Origin of the sequence: Microbacterium sp. 20-116 (assembly GCF_041079415.1) — a bacterium.
In the GTDB taxonomy this organism is placed as follows: Bacteria; Actinomycetota; Actinomycetes; order Actinomycetales; family Microbacteriaceae; genus Microbacterium.
The window spans coordinates 331,898-349,685 of the sequence record NZ_JBFYGP010000002.1 but is presented as its reverse complement, the minus strand read 5'-3'; the positions used below and the strand labels follow the sequence as shown (position 1 = coordinate 349,685).

The 17,788-nt window shown below is 71.8% G+C and carries 20 protein-coding genes; 11 read left to right on the top strand and 9 right to left on the bottom strand.

The features are described 5' to 3' along the window. Positions 1 to 81 precede the first annotated feature (81 nt). The 5 genes from AB6V29_RS05720 (at position 82) to AB6V29_RS05700 (ending at position 4,627) form a co-directional block, all read left to right on the top strand. Positions 82 to 270, top strand: a complete 189-nt coding sequence (locus AB6V29_RS05720) for a hypothetical protein (RefSeq protein ID WP_369357487.1) — start codon at positions 82 to 84, stop codon at positions 268 to 270. 175 nt (positions 271 to 445) lie between these two features. Then, positions 446 to 1,642 carry a glycosyltransferase gene (locus AB6V29_RS05715; RefSeq protein ID WP_369357486.1) on the top strand — a complete coding sequence of 399 codons (1,197 nt, stop codon included), beginning with the start codon at positions 446 to 448 and terminating at the stop codon, positions 1,640 to 1,642. Between the two features lie 78 nt (positions 1,643 to 1,720). Beyond that, positions 1,721 to 2,815, top strand: coding sequence for a type III polyketide synthase (locus AB6V29_RS05710; protein WP_369357484.1), 1,095 nt, complete (start codon positions 1,721 to 1,723; stop codon positions 2,813 to 2,815). A 5-nt stretch (positions 2,816 to 2,820) separates the two neighbouring features. After that, entirely contained in the window at positions 2,821 to 3,516 is a 696-nt protein-coding gene (locus AB6V29_RS05705; RefSeq protein WP_369357482.1) for a methyltransferase domain-containing protein, read from the top strand. Next, on the top strand, positions 3,509 to 4,627 hold the full coding sequence (locus tag AB6V29_RS05700; RefSeq protein WP_369357481.1) for an FAD-dependent oxidoreductase: 1,119 nt from the start codon (positions 3,509 to 3,511) through the stop codon (positions 4,625 to 4,627). Before AB6V29_RS05705 ends, AB6V29_RS05700 begins: the two co-directional genes overlap by 8 nt. 78 nt (positions 4,628 to 4,705) lie before the next feature. On the opposite strand, the gene AB6V29_RS05695 is transcribed toward AB6V29_RS05700, so the two are convergent. Both AB6V29_RS05695 and AB6V29_RS05690 read right to left on the bottom strand, forming a co-directional pair. Next, positions 4,706 to 5,533, bottom strand: coding sequence for a UbiA family prenyltransferase (locus AB6V29_RS05695; protein ID WP_369357479.1), 828 nt, complete (start codon positions 5,531 to 5,533; stop codon positions 4,706 to 4,708). Between the two features lie 87 nt (positions 5,534 to 5,620). After that, the gene (locus AB6V29_RS05690) at positions 5,621 to 5,980 is read right to left on the bottom strand and encodes a sugar ABC transporter ATPase (RefSeq protein ID WP_267787788.1); all 360 of its coding nucleotides are present in this window, start codon (positions 5,978 to 5,980) and stop codon (positions 5,621 to 5,623) included. Positions 5,981 to 6,238: 258 nt separating this feature from the next. On the opposite strand from AB6V29_RS05690, the gene AB6V29_RS05685 reads away from it, so the two are divergent. Next, a complete protein-coding gene (locus tag AB6V29_RS05685) occupies positions 6,239 to 7,432 on the top strand; it encodes an NAD(P)/FAD-dependent oxidoreductase (RefSeq protein ID WP_369357476.1) in 1,194 nt (397 codons plus the stop codon). A gap of 176 nt (positions 7,433 to 7,608) precedes the next feature. Then, the gene (locus tag AB6V29_RS05680; protein ID WP_267787792.1) at positions 7,609 to 8,061 is read left to right on the top strand and encodes an SRPBCC family protein; all 453 of its coding nucleotides are present in this window, start codon (positions 7,609 to 7,611) and stop codon (positions 8,059 to 8,061) included. Between the two features lie 65 nt (positions 8,062 to 8,126). Here AB6V29_RS05680 and AB6V29_RS05675 read toward each other — a convergent pair whose 3' ends face one another. Next, positions 8,127 to 9,119, bottom strand: a complete 993-nt coding sequence (locus tag AB6V29_RS05675; protein ID WP_369357474.1) for an aldo/keto reductase — start codon at positions 9,117 to 9,119, stop codon at positions 8,127 to 8,129. Between the two features lie 124 nt (positions 9,120 to 9,243). Between AB6V29_RS05675 and AB6V29_RS05670 the strand changes: the two genes are divergently transcribed. Further along, complete coding sequence (locus tag AB6V29_RS05670) at positions 9,244 to 9,726, top strand: hypothetical protein (RefSeq protein ID WP_267787795.1); 483 nt, start codon at positions 9,244 to 9,246, stop codon at positions 9,724 to 9,726. Positions 9,727 to 9,787: 61 nt separating this feature from the next. On the opposite strand, the gene AB6V29_RS05665 is transcribed toward AB6V29_RS05670, so the two are convergent. From AB6V29_RS05665 to AB6V29_RS05655, 3 genes are all read right to left on the bottom strand, one after another. Further along, positions 9,788 to 11,116 (bottom strand): Cpe/LpqF family protein, encoded by a 1,329-nt coding sequence (locus AB6V29_RS05665; RefSeq protein ID WP_369357472.1) that lies wholly within the window; start codon positions 11,114 to 11,116, stop codon positions 9,788 to 9,790. A gap of 52 nt (positions 11,117 to 11,168) precedes the next feature. Next, positions 11,169 to 12,599 carry a PepSY-associated TM helix domain-containing protein gene (locus AB6V29_RS05660; protein ID WP_369357816.1) on the bottom strand — a complete coding sequence of 477 codons (1,431 nt, stop codon included), beginning with the start codon at positions 12,597 to 12,599 and terminating at the stop codon, positions 11,169 to 11,171. A gap of 279 nt (positions 12,600 to 12,878) precedes the next feature. Further along, entirely contained in the window at positions 12,879 to 13,478 is a 600-nt protein-coding gene (locus tag AB6V29_RS05655) for a hypothetical protein (protein ID WP_369357470.1), read from the bottom strand. 192 nt (positions 13,479 to 13,670) lie between these two features. Between AB6V29_RS05655 and AB6V29_RS05650 the strand changes: the two genes are divergently transcribed. Beyond that, positions 13,671 to 14,675, top strand: coding sequence for an epimerase (locus AB6V29_RS05650; protein WP_369357468.1), 1,005 nt, complete (start codon positions 13,671 to 13,673; stop codon positions 14,673 to 14,675). 84 nt (positions 14,676 to 14,759) lie between these two features. Here the strand turns inward: AB6V29_RS05650 and AB6V29_RS05645 are convergent, their stop codons facing one another. Then, entirely contained in the window at positions 14,760 to 14,918 is a 159-nt protein-coding gene (locus tag AB6V29_RS05645; protein WP_210073487.1) for a hypothetical protein, read from the bottom strand. 143 nt (positions 14,919 to 15,061) lie between these two features. Here AB6V29_RS05645 and AB6V29_RS05640 point away from each other — a divergent pair, with 143 nt between their 5' ends. Continuing rightward, positions 15,062 to 15,334, top strand: a complete 273-nt coding sequence (locus AB6V29_RS05640; RefSeq protein WP_369357466.1) for a hypothetical protein — start codon at positions 15,062 to 15,064, stop codon at positions 15,332 to 15,334. A 4-nt stretch (positions 15,335 to 15,338) separates the two neighbouring features. Here AB6V29_RS05640 and AB6V29_RS05635 read toward each other — a convergent pair whose 3' ends face one another. Beyond that, positions 15,339 to 16,268, bottom strand: coding sequence for a helix-turn-helix domain-containing protein (locus AB6V29_RS05635; protein WP_369357464.1), 930 nt, complete (start codon positions 16,266 to 16,268; stop codon positions 15,339 to 15,341). Between the two features lie 83 nt (positions 16,269 to 16,351). Between AB6V29_RS05635 and AB6V29_RS05630 the strand changes: the two genes are divergently transcribed. Further along, positions 16,352 to 16,813, top strand: coding sequence for a GNAT family N-acetyltransferase (locus AB6V29_RS05630; protein WP_210073480.1), 462 nt, complete (start codon positions 16,352 to 16,354; stop codon positions 16,811 to 16,813). Positions 16,814 to 16,891: 78 nt separating this feature from the next. Here AB6V29_RS05630 and AB6V29_RS05625 read toward each other — a convergent pair whose 3' ends face one another. Beyond that, complete coding sequence (locus AB6V29_RS05625; protein ID WP_267787803.1) at positions 16,892 to 17,785, bottom strand: SDR family oxidoreductase; 894 nt, start codon at positions 17,783 to 17,785, stop codon at positions 16,892 to 16,894. Positions 17,786 to 17,788 lie beyond the last annotated feature (3 nt).

Below are 17,788 nucleotides of genomic sequence, written 5' to 3'. Positions count from 1 at the left end.
CTGTCAAGCCGGTCTCACGCCCCTCCCCCCGGGTCTATGACGGACACAGCGCCGTCGGGAGACGGGAGTAAGGAGAACACCATGATCCACGGACAGCAGAGCGGACGACAGACGGGCTCGGTGTGGAGCATCGCCATGACGGCCGCGATGGGCAACGGCATCGGGCCGCGCTCGATCGAGGAAGCACCCGCGCCGCGCACGGCGAGGCGGTGGCCCTGGTCGCGCACGGGCTCGGCCGGTGAGGCGATGGCGGACGCACTCCGCGCCTGATTCCACCGCCCCTTCACCCGGCGCGTCGGCTTCTTCCCCCGGAGGTCGGCGCGTCGGCTCGTGTCCGGGCGTTCACACGATGGTCTCCACGGTGTAACCCGCCGCACCTGGTCGAGGCTCCAGCATGGGACGACCGCACCCGCGGTAGTGGATCCCGGCTTGGAAAGCGACCTCGATGACTCGACCCGTGCGTGTGCTCTCGCTCTACGAAGGCTTCTTCGCCGGAGGCGCGCGAATCCTCCATTCCGATGTCGTCGAGGGGCTCGCGGCCGACGGAACGCAGGAGCACCGTGTGCTGTCGCTGACGTCCGCCGCACGGCGGGACGCGTCCCTGCAGTTCGCGCACGACGACACCCGGTTTCGTCGTCTGCAGGAGCGCGGGGTCCGCATCGACACGTTCGATCGCGTCGCCGGTGACCGCCCCCCGGGCCCCGACGAGTACACGAGGGACGAGCTCACGCACGCCGCGCGCCTGTTCGCGGAGGCCGACGTCATCCTCTCGCTGAAAGAGCAGCCACTCAGCCTGGTCGTCGCCCTCGAGCGCGCGGGCATGCTGCCCGACCGCGCGATCGCCGCCTGCCTGCACCGCTCCGACCCCACCCACTCCGGCCCCGCCCTCGGCTGGCTCGTCGAGTCGGCTTCCTGCGGGGCAGTCACGGCGACGATCTCCTGCGCGGAGTCGACCTCCCGCGCCTACGCGCGCGCCGGCGTCTCGGCCTGTGAGGCCTGGGTCATCGACAACGGCATCGACACCCGCCGCTTCCGCCCCGGCACGCGCGCCGAGCGGCGACGGATCCGCGCGGGGCTCGGCATCCCGGACTCCGCCCCCGTGGTGCTGCTGGCCGCGCGCTTCGATGCGATGAAGGACCCCGGACTGTTCCTCCGGGCCGTCGCGGCGCACGCGCGCACGGCGCCCGGGACGCAGTACGTCGTGTGCGGATCGGGCATGACCCGCACCAACCCGGCCTTCGTCTCGCTCCTCGCCGACAGCGGCGTCGACGACGGCGTGCCCCTGCACGCCCTGGGCCTTCGCGAGGACATGCCTGAGCTGTACCGCATCGCCGACGTCATCGCTTTGACGAGCGCCTTCGGCGAGGCCTCTCCCCTCTGCCTCGTCGAGGGAGCGGCATCCGGAGCCGTTCCGGTGACCACCGACGTCGGAGACGCCGCGCGCCTCGTCGAGGGGTTCGGCCTGGTGACGGCGCGCGACGTCGACGCGATCGTCCAGGCCTGGGGAGACGCCCTCGCCCTCGGCCCGGCGCTGCGCGCAGCCGCCCTCGCGGCCCGGGCCCGCATGGACCGGGGCCGCATGATCGCCGACTACCGAGCGACGGTCGAGGACCTGCTCGTGTCGCGCATGCTGGCGGCCTGAGCCCGGCGCACCATAGACGGCGTGCCGACACGGCGCCATCCCCGACGAAGGGCGGCGGCGCCGTGTCTACAGTGAGGCATGACCGCCCGTATCCTCTCGATCGGCACGGCCCTGCCCGACACTCGTGTCGACCAGTCGACCCTGCGTGACCTGTTCGCCGCACAGCCCGGTTTCGACCGCAAGGCCCAGCGGCTCGTGGGGGCCGCCTTCGATGCCGCGGCCATCGACACCCGGCACGTGGTCCTCCCCCAACTCGCGGGCGGGCAGGGGGACGCACTCGAGGTCCGCGACGGCGACACGCTCCTCATGCCCCCGACCGGCGCGCGCAACGACGAGTACCGTCGCACCGCTCCACCGCTGTTCGCCGAGGCCTCTCGCGCTGCCATCGCAGGTTCGGGACGGACCACGGATGCCATCTCCCACGTCGTGACCGTCTCGTGCACCGGCATGTTCGCACCGGGCCCCGACTACCACCTGGTGCGCGATCTCGGGCTCTCTCCCGCGGTCGAGCGCTACCACCTCGGCTTCATCGGGTGCGCGGCGGCCATCCCTGCCCTGCGGCTGGCCGCACGCATCGTCGGCGACGACCCCGCCGCGGTCGTGCTCGTCGCGTGCACCGAGCTGTGTTCCCTGCATTGGCAGACCTCGTCCCACCCCGACCAGATCGTCGCAGCCTCGGTGTTCGCCGACGGAGCGGGAGCGGCGGTCGTGGCATCCGCAGATACCGACCACGAGGGCCTCGACCTCGAGGGCTTCGCCACGCACCTCGTAGACCAGGGCGAGAAAGACATGGCCTGGACGGTGGGCGACTCCGGGTTCGAGATGACCCTCACCCCCGAGGTGCCCCGCATCATCGGTCGCGAGATCTCCGCGATCGCCGCGAATGTGATCGGCGACCTCGACGACATCGACGCGTGGGCGGTGCACCCCGGAGGGCGGAGCATCCTCGACCGCGTCGAGAGTGCGCTCTCCCTCGATGCTGCGGCCCTCGCCCCCTCGCGAGAGGTGCTGCGCCAGCACGGAAACATGTCGAGCGCCACGCTGCTGTTCATCCTCCGCGACCTGCTCGCCGACGCCTCCCGCGGCGACGGAGACCGCGTGGCCGCCCTCGCCTTCGGCCCCGGCCTCACGGTGGAGGCGGCGCGTCTGACGCTGCGCCGTCCGGCGGCGTGACCGGCTTGGCGCGGCGCGACACCGCGCTGACCGAGCTCATGGACGACCCCGACTGCGACCCGCAGGCGCTGGCTGCGACCTACCGTCGCTTCGATCTCGTGAACCGCATGGTCTCGGCCTGGGGGCACGTCTACCGATCCCGCGTGCGGCCCGAGCTGCGCGCCCTCGGCCGCCCCGCGCGCATGCTCGACCTGGGGTGCGGCGGAGGGGACGTCCTGGTGAGGTTGGCGGGTCTGGCCGCGCGTGACGGCTTCGAGCTCGAGTGCGTCGGGGCCGACCCCGACCCCCGCGCGATCGCCGCCGCCCGCGATCGCGCCCGGCCGGGGGTGCGGTTCGTCGCACAGGACTCGCGGGCCCTGCTCGCGGCCGGGGAGAGCTTCGACATCGTCGTGTCGAACCACGTTCTGCACCACCTGGACGCTGCGGCACTCCGAGGCTTCACCGACGACTCCCTCGCCCTGTCGAGGGGCAGCGTCCTGCACGCCGACATCGCACGCGGACGACTGGCCTACGGGCTGTACGCGGTCGGTATCGCACCGCTGTCGGCGGGCACGTTCCTTCGCGTCGACGGCCTCCGCTCGATCCGTCGCAGCTACCGGGCTCCCGAGCTCGCCGCAGCGCTCGGAGGACCGTGGCGCGTAGAGACACCCGCGCCCTTCCGCGTCCTCGCCGTCGCCCGCGGGGAGGCCTCCCGTGCGTGAGGTCCTCGTCGTCGGAGCGGGCCCCGTCGGTCTCGCCCTCGCCGCGGACCTCCGCGCCCGCGGCGTCGACGTCGACGTCGTCGAGCGGCGGACGGCGATCGGCGGCGGCACCCGCGCCATCGGCATCCATTCCCCCGTTCTGGCCCACCTCGAGGCTTCGGGCGCGACCGACGAGCTTCTCTCGCGCGCCGTCCGCATCGCACGCGGCGAGGCGCGCGCCGACGGCACGGTGCTGGCCGAGATCCGTTTCGACCGGATCCGCGCCCGTCACCCGTACGTCGCCGCCCTCCCGCAGGTCGACACCACCGAGATCCTCACCCGGCTCGCGCCTCCCGTCCGGCGCGGGATCACCGTGACGGCGGTCTCCGACGACGGCCCGTCGGTGCGTGTGCAGACGACCGGGCAGCGCGGCGACGAAGAGGTCCGGGCCCGGGTGGTCGTGGTCGCCTCCGGCTGGGCGGGCCGTGAGCTCGTCTACCGCCCCGGCGCCGTCCGCACGCACGAGTACCCCGACCGCTACGCGATGGCGGACGTCGTCGCCCCGGGCGGGCCCGTCGCCCGCGTGCACCTCGAACGCGCCGGCGTGCTCGAGTCCTTCCCCCTCCCGAGCGGTCGGCGCCGCCTCGTGGCCTGGGCCGGAACGGAGGAGATCCCGGATGCCGCGGCCTTCCTGCGCCGCGCCGTCGCCGAGCGCGCCGGTCTCGATGTCGACATCCCGCAAGCGACGATGTTCCGCGTCCGCCGCGCCGTGGCCCCCGCTCTGCGGCGCGGACGGGTGTTCGTCGTCGGTGACGCAGCCCACGAGGTCAGCCCCATCGGGGGCCAGGGGATGAACCTCGGGCTCCTGGACGCGCTGACCCTCTCGCCCCTGCTGTCGCGATGGCTGCGGACGGGATCAGCGGACGACCTGGGTCGGTGGGAACGCGACCGTCTCGCCTCGGCCCGGCACGCCTCCCGACTCGCGGCGCTGAACACCTTCCTCGGGCGGGCACGGGGGCCCGCAGCCCACGCGGCGAAGGCCGCGACGCTGCGCACGGTCCTGCGGGGACCGGGCGGCGCCGCCTTCGCGCGCGCCTACGCGATGCGATTCGATCGGGCCGCGACCGCCTAGCTCAGCACGTCGTGCGGCCGCCGCCGTGGGGTCGGTGCGGCCCCGTGTCGGAAGAGCACGCCCGCACGGACGAGATCGTCACGAGACGACGAGCTGAGCCGCCAGCAGCAGCGCCGCCAGCATCGTCAGCTGGAACACCGCCCGCCCGGGCGATCTCACGTACACGAGCACGACGACGCCGACGGCGACCGCCGTGACCGCGGCGAAGAAGACCACGCCGGTGACCGTGGCATCCGTTCCGACCAAGACGGCGACCGCTCCGGCCACGATCCCCAGCGCCGCGATCGCCACGGACGCCCGGGCACCCAGACGGTGCGGCAGGCCCCGTACTCCCGTGCGCCTGTCGTCGTCGAGATCCCGCACGACGTTCGTGAGGTGGACGGCCGCTCCCAGGGCCGCCCCCGCGAGAGACGCCCACCACGCGGCGAGCGCGGGCGGCGAGAGCGACAGCGTCGCGAACGAGGGGAACAGCCCGAAGCTCAGCACGAACGGCACGATCGAGAACGGCGTCGATTTGAGCCCCGCGTTGTACGCCCAGGCGGAGGCGAGCGCCAGGGTGTGGGCGGCGACCAGAGCCGGTCCGAGCGGGAGCGACAGCGCGACGGCGAGGACCGCGGATGCCACGGCCACCGCGAGCGCGCGCTCCGGGGTGATCGCTCCCCCGGCGATGGGCTTGTCGGTACGACCGACAGCCGCGTCGCGCGCGCCGTCGATCGCGTCGTTCGAGAGCCCGACCGAGACCTGACCGGCGAAGACGGCGACGACCAGCACGGCCAGGCGCCACGGCTCGACGCCCGCCGCGACGCCGAGGGCGAGCGAGAGGAGGGTGACCACGAGGGTCGGGCCCGGGTGGGTGGCGCCCCAGAACGCGCGCACGAGGGGCGGCCCTGCCGCGGCATCCGTCACCCTCCGACGCTACCGCGCTCACGACCCGGCGCCCCCGCAGCACGATGCCCCGGACGCCGCGAACGGGCCCGGGGCATCGAAGGCGTGTCAGAGGTCTTCGGGGGCGAGGTCGCCCTGGCCCTCTTCGCCGAGCTCGACGACACCGGGATCCTCCCCCTGCGAGTCGGTGCCGGTCGAGTCGGGGTGAATGTCCTCGAGCGGGATATCGCTGTCGTCGGCCGGGATCTCGGCCGGGTCGGCGCCCGTCGCGGTGGCCGGGTTGATGTCGGCGGGGTCCGCACCCTCGTCGAGCGCGGTCGTCGCGTCCCACTCCGCCTGGGCGGGGTCGAGCGCGGGGTCCGGCTCGATGGAGGTGTCGCCGTCGCGGAGGGGCTGCACGCCCGCGATGCCCGCGTCGGCGGCCGGGGTCGTGGCGTCGGGGGTCGGGTCGATCGAAGCGTCGCTCATGGGGGTCCTTTCGTGGGGCGCACGTCACCGCCGACATCGGCGGTCCCCTCATCCAACGGGGCTCCTCGCCTCGAGCCCCGCCCCTTGACACGCACGCCCCCGCCTTCGTACGGCCACCGGGGACGGCGTCCCTCGTCGGCGCCGCGACCACCGGGGTCGAACCGCGCGCCCGACGAGTCGACCGCGCACGCGGCGGTGTCAAGGCGCTGGCCGGGGGTCGCGCGAGGCCGCACCGTGAGGGAGACGAGAGGATCCCCCATGACCGAATCCCCGCGCATCGTCGTGATCGGCGGCGGAAACGCCGGCCTGTCCGTGGCCGGGCGCCTGCACCGCGCACGCCTCGGCGACATCACCGTGATCGAACCGCGCACGACCCACGTCTTCGCCCCCCTCCAGTCGCACATCGCGGGTGGCGTCGCTCGGGCGTCCGAGGCCGCTCGGACACAGGCCGAGGTCATCCCTCCGGGGGTGCGGTGGCTGCGCGACGAAGCCTTCACGGTGGATGCCGATGCCCGACGCGTGCATCTCGTCTCGGGCGGGCGCATCGATTACGACCAGCTCGTGGTCTGCGCCGGAATGCGCATGGCATGGGAGCAGATCCCCGGTCTCCCCGAGGCGATGGCCGCCCCCACCGGCATCTCGAACTACGACTTCGAACTCGCCGCGAAGGCGTCACCGGTGCTGCGCGACCTCCGCTCGGGCACGGTGGTCTTCACCCAGCCGCCGGAGCCCGCCTCGTGCGGAGCCGCGGCCCAGAAGCCGATGTACCTCGCGTGCGACTGGTGGCGGGCGATCGGGGTGCGCGAGGACCTCCGCGTCGTGTTCGTGTGCCCGGACCCCGTGCCCTTCGGCATTCCCGCCATCGACGCCGAACTGCGCCGCAAGCTCGACGAGTACGGCATCGAGGTGCACTACAGCCGGGACGTTCGACGGGTGGATGCCGACTCCCGCACGCTCGTGATCGGTCGCGGCGACGCCGAGGAGACGTTGGCCTACGACGTGCTGCACGCCGTCCCCCCGCAGCGGGCGCCGGAGTGGATCGCCGGCAGCGGGCTCTCGGCATCCGATGATCCGTACGGCTTCGTCGACGTCGATCCCGAGACCTTCCAGCACACCCGCCACCCGGAGATCTGGGCCGTGGGAGATGCCGCCACCGTCGCGACGCGACGGTCGGGAGGGGCGATTCGTCCGCAAGCGAAAGCGCTGGTGAAGAACATGAAGGCCGCGCTGGCCGGGCGGAAGCCGTCCGCGAAATACAACGGCTACAGCGTCGTTCCGTTCACCGTCTCGCGCGGCACGGTCGTGTTCGCCGAGTTCGACCGGATGGGCCGGCTGCAGCCGACGGTGCCGTTCTGGCGCTCGCTGTATCGCGAGCGCCGCGTGTCGTGGATCGCCGACCGCCGGATCCTGCCATGGGTGTACTGGCACCTGATCTTGCGCGGACGGGGATGATGCGGGCGCGCGCCCTCCCCGTCGGGATCCGCGAGCCGGAAGAGCGGGCGGATGACGCGACGACCTCTCGCCCACGCGTATAGGGCACGAAGGCTCATCCCTCAACCCCGGGGGCGGGTCGGCGGCATCGGTCGAAGCTGGGGGAAGCCCCGGAAACCACACGAAAAGAGGACACCATGGCACAGGTCATCGAAACCATCGACGTCAACGTTCCCGTCCGCGTCGCGTACAACCAGTGGACGCAGTTCGAGGAGTTCCCGCACTTCATGAGCTTCGTGGAGTCCATCACGCAGAAGAGCGACACCCTCACGCACTGGAAGGTCAAGATCGCCGGTGCCGAGCGCGAGTTCGACGCCGAGATCACCGAGCAGCACCCCGACGAGCGCGTCGCGTGGAACAGCGTGGGGGGCGACGAGAACCACGCCGGTGTCGTGACCTTCCACCGTCTTTCTGACGACGAGACGCGCGTCACGGTCCAGATCGACTGGGCGCCCGCCGGTGTCCTCGAGAAGCTCGGGGCCGCCTTCGGCGCCGACGACCACTCGGTCAAGAAGGACCTCGAGAACTTCAAGAAGTACATCGAGTCGCGCGGCGCCGAGTCCGGAGCGTGGCGCGGCGACGTCAGCTGACGTCCTCCGACGACAGAAGCCGGGTCCGTCCGCGAGGGACGGGCCCGGCTTCTGTCATGTGCGCGTCACCACTGCGGGTGGATCTCCGCCCGCAGACGACGGTCGTAGACGTCGCGAACCAGGGTGTCGAAGGCACCGAGGTCGAAACCGCCCTCGAGCAGCTCGGCTGCCTGGGCGTTGGCCGTCGCCTGTTCGACCGAGCGCGCTCCCGGGATCACCGAGGTGACGCCCTCGCGCGAGGCGATCCACGCGAGAGTCGCGGCCGGCAGCGTCACGCCCTCGGGGAGCGATGCCTTCAGTTCGTCGGCCGCGGCGACGCCCTCGTCGAAGGGAACGCCCGAGAACGTCTCGCCCTTGTCGAAGGCCTCGCCGTTGCGGTTGTACGAACGGTGGTCGTTCTCATCGAACGTGGTGTTGCGCGTGTATCTGCCCGACAGCAAGCCGCTGGCCAGCGGCACACGCGCGAACACCGCGACGTTCTTCTCGGCCGCGAGCGGCAGCACCTCGTCGAGCGGCTTGAGGCGGAACGGATTGAAGATGATCTGCAGGTTGGTGAGGTTCGATCGCTTCAGCGCCGACAGGGCCTGGTCCATCGTCTCGACCGAGGCGCCGTAGGCGGCGATCACGCCCTCCGACACGAGCTGGTCGAGAGCGTCCCACGTGGCCTCGTCGTCGATGACGGCCGACGGCGGGCAGTGCAGCTGGACGAGGTCGAGCGTCTCGGTGTCGAGCAGACGCCGCGAGCGGTCGAGCCAGCCGCGGAAGTTCTTCATGACGTAGTTCTCGGGAACCTGGTCTTCGCGGCGGCCCATCTTGGTCGCCACGGTGATGTCGTCGGACCCCCGGTCCTTCAAGAACGCACCGATGATCTGCTCGGATCGACCGTCTCCGTAGACGTCGGCGGTGTCGAAGAGGGTGACTCCGGCCTCTGCCGAGGCCGCCAGGACGGCGCGCGCGTCGTCTTCGCTGACATCGCCCCAGTCGGCGCCGAGTTGCCAGGTACCGAGACCGATGGCCGAGACCTGACGGCCGGTTCGGGAGAGAGGGCGCTGCTGCATTGCGGTTTCCTTTCGACGCGTGATCCGAGCCTAGCCAGCCCCCTGGCATCGCGGGCCGCGTCAACCCCGTCCGGCCGCGACCGCGGCGCGCCTAGCGTGGCGGAACACCCACGGAAGGAACACCATGGACATCCCCGCCGACCGACTCCCCGGAGCCGACGAAGAGAACCTCGTCCCCGAATCCGACGGCCTCGCCGCCGATGTCCCCGCGGGTGCCGCCGGTGCGGACTCCGGCGCCGTGGGCACGGCCCGTATCGATCCCGACGACGAGGCGCGCCTCCAGGGCATCTCGAGCCAGAACGACCTTCCCGGCGTCGGCACGCGTGCCGCCGACGGCATGACCGAGCGCGGAACCGACGAGGCCCGTCGCGAGGGTGGATCCACCTCGCGCCACACCGAGGACACCGGCCGCCCCGAGCCTCAGCCGCACGACGACACGCAAGACGGGGCGATCCGCACTCCCGCCTCCCCGCCGCGGTCGAAGGACGGCGGCGAGCCGCATGTCGACGGCGACGACCCCATCGCGAGATTCCAGCCGGGCGTCGGACGCGACTCGGCCGCGTCGAGCAAGATCGCGCAGAGCCTGCCCCACCCCGACGACGCCTGACGTGCGCCTCGACGATCCGCGCACCCCGTGCCTCTCGCGCGGGGTGCGCGGATCGGTCGTCTCAGTGGGCGAGGCGCAGGGCGTCCTGAGCCAGGTGGAAGAAGTCGCTCATCGCCCCCGTGACCGCCTGAGCGTCGTCGTCCGACAGGAGCCACACCACGGTCGCCTCCCGATCGCCGTCGCGCGCGAACCAGCTGCCCGTCAGCACACCGAGGCTCGACCCGCCCTTGAAGGCCGCGTACGGCCACGTTCCGAGATCGAGCCCCTGCCCGGGGTTCTCGCTCAGAATGCCGAGCACCTCGGCATCCTGCGTCTGCTGCAGCGCGCGGTGGACGGCGGCGATGTCGTTCGCACTGGCGAACCAGTCGAATCCGTCCTGCCACACGGGGGTGGTGACGTCGGCGACCTCCACGGCGAGGGGCGCCGCGTCGATGCGGTCGAGTACGGCACGTTTTCCCGCGTCGTCGGCGGCGGCCCACTCGGTCCGCAGCGAGGCGTCGCCCCAGCCGAGGGTGAACAGCTCCTTGGTCGAGAGGAAGGGCGAGAGCACGGCCGGGTCGCTGTGACCCGACCGCACCACCGCCGCCTCCACGCGCTCGCGCCCGAGCCGCGTGATCAGCAGATCGGTCGCGGTGTTGTCGCTGATGCGGATCATCGCGGAGGCTGCGTCCCGCACCGACACCTCGGTCCCGGTGGGCGCGGTCTGCAGCTCGCCGGAGGGGAGGCTCCGGTCGGCGTCACGGAGGACGAGCTTCTCGTCCCACGACAGGTCGCCGGAGGCCACGGCATCCGCCACCGCCAGAAGCACGTACAGCTTGAAGGCCGAGGCGAGAGGGGCCAACCGGTTCGCATCGACGGCGAGCGCCTCCTCGTCCCCGCGAAGCACGAGGGCGCTGACCTCGCCCGGGAGGTCGGCGAGGCGCTGCTCGACCTCGTCGAGAGAGGTCGAGGGGGTCCACGGCTTCGCCACGGGGCCGAAGACCATCCCGGTGATGCGACTCGCGCCGTCGATCGTGAGCGAGAGATCGAAGGGGTCGCCGAGGGCGCCCGCGAGGGTCGCCACCGCCTGGGTCTCGGTGCCCTGGTAGGCCGTGACGGTGAACGGGGCGGCCGGTCGCAACTGACGGTTGACGAGCTCGGCGACCTGCTCCGCCGGAACCTGCGCGAGGAAGCTCTCGTGCAGGACGCGGGCCCACTCCCCGGGGGTGGTGTCGGCCTCGGCCTCCAGCTTGTCGATGATCCACGTCACGCGCTCCCCGACGGGGGTGTTCGGAACGTCGACGGATGCCGCCGGGCTCGCGGGCGTATCCGGTGCCGCGCTGGCGCAAGCGGTGAGGGCCGCGACGGCGGCGGCGGAGAGGACGGCGGCGAGGCGGCGGGCGAGAGTCACGGGGTTCCTTCCGGGGGGGGGAGAATCCCACGCTACGCACGCCGCCTCGTCGTCACCTCCCTCTCGAGAGGGATCTCGGGCTGCGCCGCGCACGCCACCCCATCACCACGTCGACCAGCACGAACACCGCGAGCGTGTACCCGACCAGCGGCAGCACCAACCCGATCGCCACCGACGCGACCAGCACCGCCCCGATCCCCCACCACGGTGCCAGGCGCAGCACGCCGCGGGCGGGGGCGCCCGTGGCTCCTCCCGTCGGACGACGCTTCCACCACATCGCGTACCCCAGCACCACGAGAGCGGCGATGCCGATCGCGAGAGCGAACAGCACGAGCTGGTTCGCCAGGCCGAACATGGTTCCCATGTGCAGGTCGACGCCCCAGCGCGAGAGCTTGGCCAGCAGCGGGTAATCGGCGAAGTCGACCCGGTCGGTGACCCGCAGAGTCGATGCGTCGATGGCCACGGCATCCACCTCGGTCGGGAAACTCCGGTGGATCTCCTGCACGACCCAGGCCTTGCCCGCGGACGCGGGAGGACGGATCTCGAGGTCGCCGGAGTTCACGTTCGCGTCTCGGGCCACGGCCCACACCGCGTCGAAGGTCGCAGGATCCGCGGACGGCGCACCCGACGAATGCCCGCTGCCGTGGTGCGCGTGCTCGCCTCCGGCCGCGGCCGCCCCGTCGAGCGTGGTCGTGAGAGCGGGAGTTCCCCCACCCACGAGGGTGCGAAGCTCGGCCACGTTCGCGCCCGCGAACGTCGACCACGTGATGCCCGTGGCCGACAGGAACAGCGCCCCGACCACGACCCAGATGCCCACGGCCGAATGCCAGCCCGACAGACGCCGGTAACCCGTGTGCCGTCGGTTCGGTCGCAGCAGATCGCGGCGCCCCCTGCGGCTGCGCACGAACCGTCCGATCCAGAGTCCCAGTCCCGCCAGCGCCACGATCCCGAGCCAGGATGCCGCGAGCTCGCTGTACCAGCGGCCGACGTCTCCGAGGTGCAGCGAGCGGTGCAGGTCGCTGATCCAGTGCCGCAACGGCAGCGCACCGCTCGTGCCGTAGGCCGGCAGGTCGCCGCGGATCTCGGTGGTGGCGGGGTCGACGAAGATCGCCCTGGTCGTGCTCTCGGGCAAGGTGTCGTCGGCGAACATCACGCGCGTGGTCGCCCCGGCCTGGGGTGCCGGACGCACGGCGACGGGAGTCGCCCCGCTCCCGACGTACTGCTCCGCGGCCGACACCTGTTCGGCGAGCGGTACCGCCGGCGCCGTCGTGGCGGCGGTGAGCTCATGCGCGTACAGGGTGCTCTCGAGGGTCGGGGTGATCGCATACAGCGCGCCGCTCACCGCCGCGACGAGGATGAACGGCCCCACCAGCAGGCCCGCGAAGAAGTGCAGGCGCCGCAGCAGCGCGGTGAACCACCCGCGAGAGGACGCCCCCGCTGCGGCAGAGGGAGCGGACGGTGTGGCTTTCGGGTCAGCGCCCACGGCGGTCACGCGCGGGCTCCGATCGACGGCGGGGCCGGGATCGGCGTGAGGGGACGAGCAGGAAACATCGAGGTCTCTTTCCGAGCGCAGGATGCGCTCGCGACAGGACGCCGCGCAGTGCGGACGCCGTCGCCCACGGCGGCCCCTCCTCAGGGGCGACGGCGTGGGCCGGAAGGGTGGGACGCGCCCGAAGACACGTCGACGATCGCGCTGATCCGGCGAGGTGCACGGCACAGCGGTCGATCGCTCCACCGCCGCGAGAGGCGGGCGGAGCGAGACTCAGGATGACGCGAGAGGAGGCCCGCGCCGGTGCGCGGACGAGACCACGAGGGCCGAGTGCGGACGCACCGCGACGACGACGGCGGGCACGGTTCGCCGCACGGACGGCGCCGCAGGAAGGGTCAGCACGACACGCACCCGCGCGCGGAGCCAGACGACGCTGCGCTCCGCGAGGACGCGCAGGGCTGCGAGCGTCCGCTCGCCCCGGTGCAGGGCCACGGTCGTGGCGACAGCGGCGGCAGCGTGGCCGAGCCACATCGCGGCATCCGGGCTCACCGCCGGGAGCGCGGTGCCCGTGAGCACCGGTAGAGCGGAGCCGTGGACGTGCGCCGCGGCGGCCAGGTCGTAGCTGCCGAGCACGAACAGCGTGTGGAACAGCACTTGGCTCACCGCAACGGCCACCGCGAGGCGCCAGGTCGACAGGCGGCGCCCGGCCAACACCGTGCACACGACGAACGACAGAGCGAGCGGCACGGCGACACCGAACAGGCCGGGAATCTCTCCTCCGCCGCTGACGTGCGAGAGCAGAGCGACGAAGGTGGCGACGGATGCCGCGGCGGTGCCGCGCGCTACGCGCGTCGCCCGGGCCTGTCGTCGCATGGAACTCATTGTGTCAGGCGCGGGCGCCCGAGCCTGACGGGTGTCGTCGGCCGGAGAGGAGATACGCCCCGGTGGTCAGAGCGACGACGAGCCGACGACGGCGAGATACCTCGCGGTCGCGTTGCCCATCTCGAGACCCGCCGCGACGAAGCCCGCCCCTAGGCTGGGACCCACCCAGGCCAGGAGGACGCCGTGACCCCACCCCGTGTCGTGATCGCCGGCGCAAGCGGTTTCATCGGCCACGCGCTCGTCGACGCCTTTCGCGCGGACGGCTACGAGGTGGCGACGGTGGGACGGACCGGAGACGCCGTGTGGACGGACGCGGACGCGATCGCGCAGCGGGTCGATGGAGCCGACGTGCTGATCAACCTCGCGGGCAAGATCGTGTCGTGCCGGTACACCGACGCGAATCGCGACGAGATCCTGCGCTCCAGAGTCGACACCACCCGCGCGCTCCGCGACGCCGTCGCGACCGCGGAGCACCCTCCCCGGGTCTGGATGAACGCGTCGACCGCGACCCTGTATCGGCACGAAACCGAGCGGGGCAACGACGAGATGGACGGCGTCACGGGCGAGGGCTTCTCGGTCGACGTGGCGACCAACTGGGAACGCGCCCTGTTCGAGGGGGACCTCCCCTCCACGCGCCGCGTGGCCCTGCGCATGGCGATCGTGTTCGGCGACGGGCCGGCGACCCGAATCCTCCTGGCCCTCGCGCGACTCGGTCTCGGCGGCCCCCAGATCGACAGCTGGTGGTTCCCGCACCGTCGCTACCGCGGAATCGGCCCCCGTCCCACGGGCCCCGTGCGCTCGAGCTGGAGCAGGACGTCGGGGCGACAGCGCTTCAGCTGGATCCACATCGACGATGTGGTGGCATCCGTCCGCTTCATCCGCGACCACGACGAGATCGCCGGGCCGGTCAACCTTTCGGCTCCCGGCGTCACCGACAACCGCACGCTCATGCGCGAGCTGCGCCGCGTCGCCCGCGCTCCCTTCGGGCTGCCGGCTTTCCGGTGGATGCTCGACCCGGCGATGGCGGTGCTGCGCAACGAGCCCGAGCTCGTGCTCAAGAGCAGGTGGGCGGTGCCCCGGGTGCTGACGGAGGCGGGGTTCTCGTTCCGGTACCCGCAGATCGGCCCGGCTCTCGACGCCGTCGTGACGGTGCGGCCCGCTCGGGCGCGCGACCTCTTCTCACGCTGACTGCCGGAACGCACGCCGACCCCGCACCGACGGAGGTGTCGGACGGGGGCGGCGTCGAACGATCCCGCGAGGGGGGACCGGAGGTCAGACCTGACGGCGGATGAAACGCATGAGCGCGGCGACGATCCCGATGATGAGGATGATCACACCGATCCACAGCAGGAACTTCACGGCCTCGACGAAGATACCGAGGAACAGGAGCACGAGGCCCACGATGACGAGGATGATGGCGAGAGCTGGCATGGGCCCCACTCTGCTCCGATATCGGGCCCCGCTCCCCGGCCTTGACAGGGCGAGCGGCCCGCGACACTGCGCGTGTCAAGACCGCTCTGGGCTCGGCATCCGGGGTCTAACGTCGGGGACACCAACCAACCCAGGAGGCGGCAATGGCCGAGCGCGACGTCAACGGACACGACTCAGGACACGGCACCGGGCCCACGGAGGGCGAGTACACCGACGTACAGTTGCCCGACGGCACCGCCGACCGCGGGAGCTCCGACCTCGCCGGTGAATACGTCGACAGCGAGAACGCCGACGGGAGCGAGTCGCGGCCCCGCTCCGACGAGGCCGGCGCCTACACCGACGTCGAGCGGCCCAGCGGCCGCGAGGCGCGCGAGAACGTCGACGACCCCGGCGAGTACACCGACCGCGATCGCTGAGACGTCAGCGTTCGAGCGTGCGACGCGGGTCGGCCCGGTACGCGCGGTGATAGGCGTCGACGAAGGCCGCGGCGTCGGTGAATCCCCATCGGGCGGCGATCTCGCCGACGCTGACGCGGGTGGGATCGGCATCGACCAGATCGGTGTGCGCCGCGCTCAGCCGGGCGGCGGAGAGGTAGTCCTCGGGCGTCGCGCTGAGCTGGGCGTTCGCGACGAACGCCCGACGCAGGCCCGCGACCGAGGTCCCCACGGCGCGGGCGACGTCGTCGATGGTGACCGGCAGCGAGGCGTGGTCGTCGATCCACGACGCCGCCGAGGTGTAGATCGACGCCTGCTCGATCGCCGACGCCCGGCGCTCGCGGGGGTCGCCGACGAGAGGGAAGGCTTCGAGGGTCGCGGTCGCCAGAGTGCGGCGCACGTGGGCGCGCACCAGCGGCTCGTTCAGCAGAGGCACCTGCGTGAGCGACCAGCGCACCGTCGCGAGCCAGTGGTCACGCAGGCGGCGCGACACGGGGGCCGTGCCGGCGAAGCGCACGGCGAGTTCGTCGTCGCCGTAGATCGCCCGCGCCGTGTCGGTCAGCCAGCCGGTATCGAAGGCGATCAGGCGCAGGTCGGTGTCGTCCGGGCGACCGATCAGTTCGTGGCCCGGCTGCACCAGGCCCGGCTCCACGCTGTACTCCCCCGTCTCGGACCCGATGGTCCATGCGTATCCCGGCGTCGATGTCGCGAAGTAGAACCGGTCCGCTTCGAGGACCACCTCGGCGCGGCACTGCCAGATCAGTCGGCGCATCGAGAACGCCGTGTCGCCGACCGCGTGCTCCGCGAAGGTGCCGCGATCCGCTTGCACATCGACCTGCCCGTACTGCGCTTGCAGCCAGGCTTGCGTTTCGGCGACGTCGCTCGTGCGGACGCTGGTGTCGAAGAATTCGTTCATGAAGAGGGGCGTCGACCGCCGGAAAGGCGGGGCGCTCCTGCTCATGATAGTTATCCCGAAGCCTCCCCCTCGAAAGGACCCCGATGGCCGATTCTGCCTCCATCCGCCCCATCGACACCGACGACGCGGGTGAGGTGTTGACCATCCAACGCGCCGCTTTCGCGAGCGAGGCGCTCATCTACGGCGATCCCGACATGCCTCCGCTGACGCAGACCCTCGAGGAGCTGCGCGCGGAGCTCGTCGAGAACCTCGGATGCGTCGCCGTCACGGATCGTCGCATCGTGGGGGCCGTTCGCGCTCGTCTCGACGGCGAGCTGCTGCTCATCGGTCGTCTCGCCATCGCTCCCGACCAGCAGGGCGAAGGCCTCGGCACGCTGTTGCTCGCCGCCGTCGAGGACCGCGGCCGCAAAGCGGGAGCCACCGAGGCCGAGCTGTTCACCGGCGCACTCAGCGAGGCCAACCAGCGTCTGTACGAGCGCGAGGGGTACCACCGCTCCGAAGAGACCGCCGACGGCGAGATCTTCTACCGCAAAGCGCTGCGCTGATCGCCCGCCCGTGCGTTGAGACCGCGGATGCCGAGGGGCCGCCGCCCGAATCCGGACGACGGCCCCCTCGCGTGCCGCTTACGGCGTGGGCATGCCGCCGTTGACGTTCAGCGTCTCGCCGATGACGTAGCTCGACTCCGCCGAGGCGAGGTAGACGTACGCCGGCGCGAGCTCGGCCGGCTGACCCATGCGTCCGAGCGGGGTCTCCTCGCCGAACTCGTCGACCTTCTCGTCGGGCTGGCCGTCGGTCACCTGCAGCGGCGTCCAGATCGGACCGGGAGCCACCGCGTTCACGCGGATGCCCTTCGGGGCGAGCTGCTGGCCGAGAGCCTTGGTGAAGGTGTTGATGGTCGCCTTGGTCGAGGCGTAGTCGACGAGGATCGGCGCCGGAGAGTAGGCCTGGATCGACGTGGTGTTGATGATGGTGGAGCCGGGCCGGAGGTGCGGCACCGCCTCTTTGCAGATCCAGAACATCGCGTAGACGTTGGTCTTGAAGGTGTCGTCGAACTGCTCGTCCGACAGCGTGGTGATGTCCTCGTTGAAGATCTGCTTGCCGCCGTTGTTGACGACGATGTCGAGCCCGCCGAGCCCCTCGACCGCTTCCGCGACCAGGGTCTTGGCGTACTCGCGCTCACGCAGGTCGCCCGGGATCTGCACGACGGTCGCGCCCGCCTCGCGGAGGATCCCGGCGATGCGGTCGGCATCCACCTTCTCCTCCGGCAGGTAGGACATCGCGACCGAGGCGCCCTCGCGGGCGAAGGCGATCGCGGTGGCCGCACCGATGCCCGAGTCGGCTCCGGTGATGAGGGCCTTACGCCCCTCGAGACGTCCGCTGCCCGCGTAGGTGTCCTCGCCGAGCGCGGCCTTGGGCGTCAACTCGGCGTCGAGGCCGGGCTCTGTCTGATCCTGCGACTGCGGGTCGATATCGGCGTAGAGCTTTGCCGGGTCGGTGAAGGTGTACTGCGTGCTCATGGC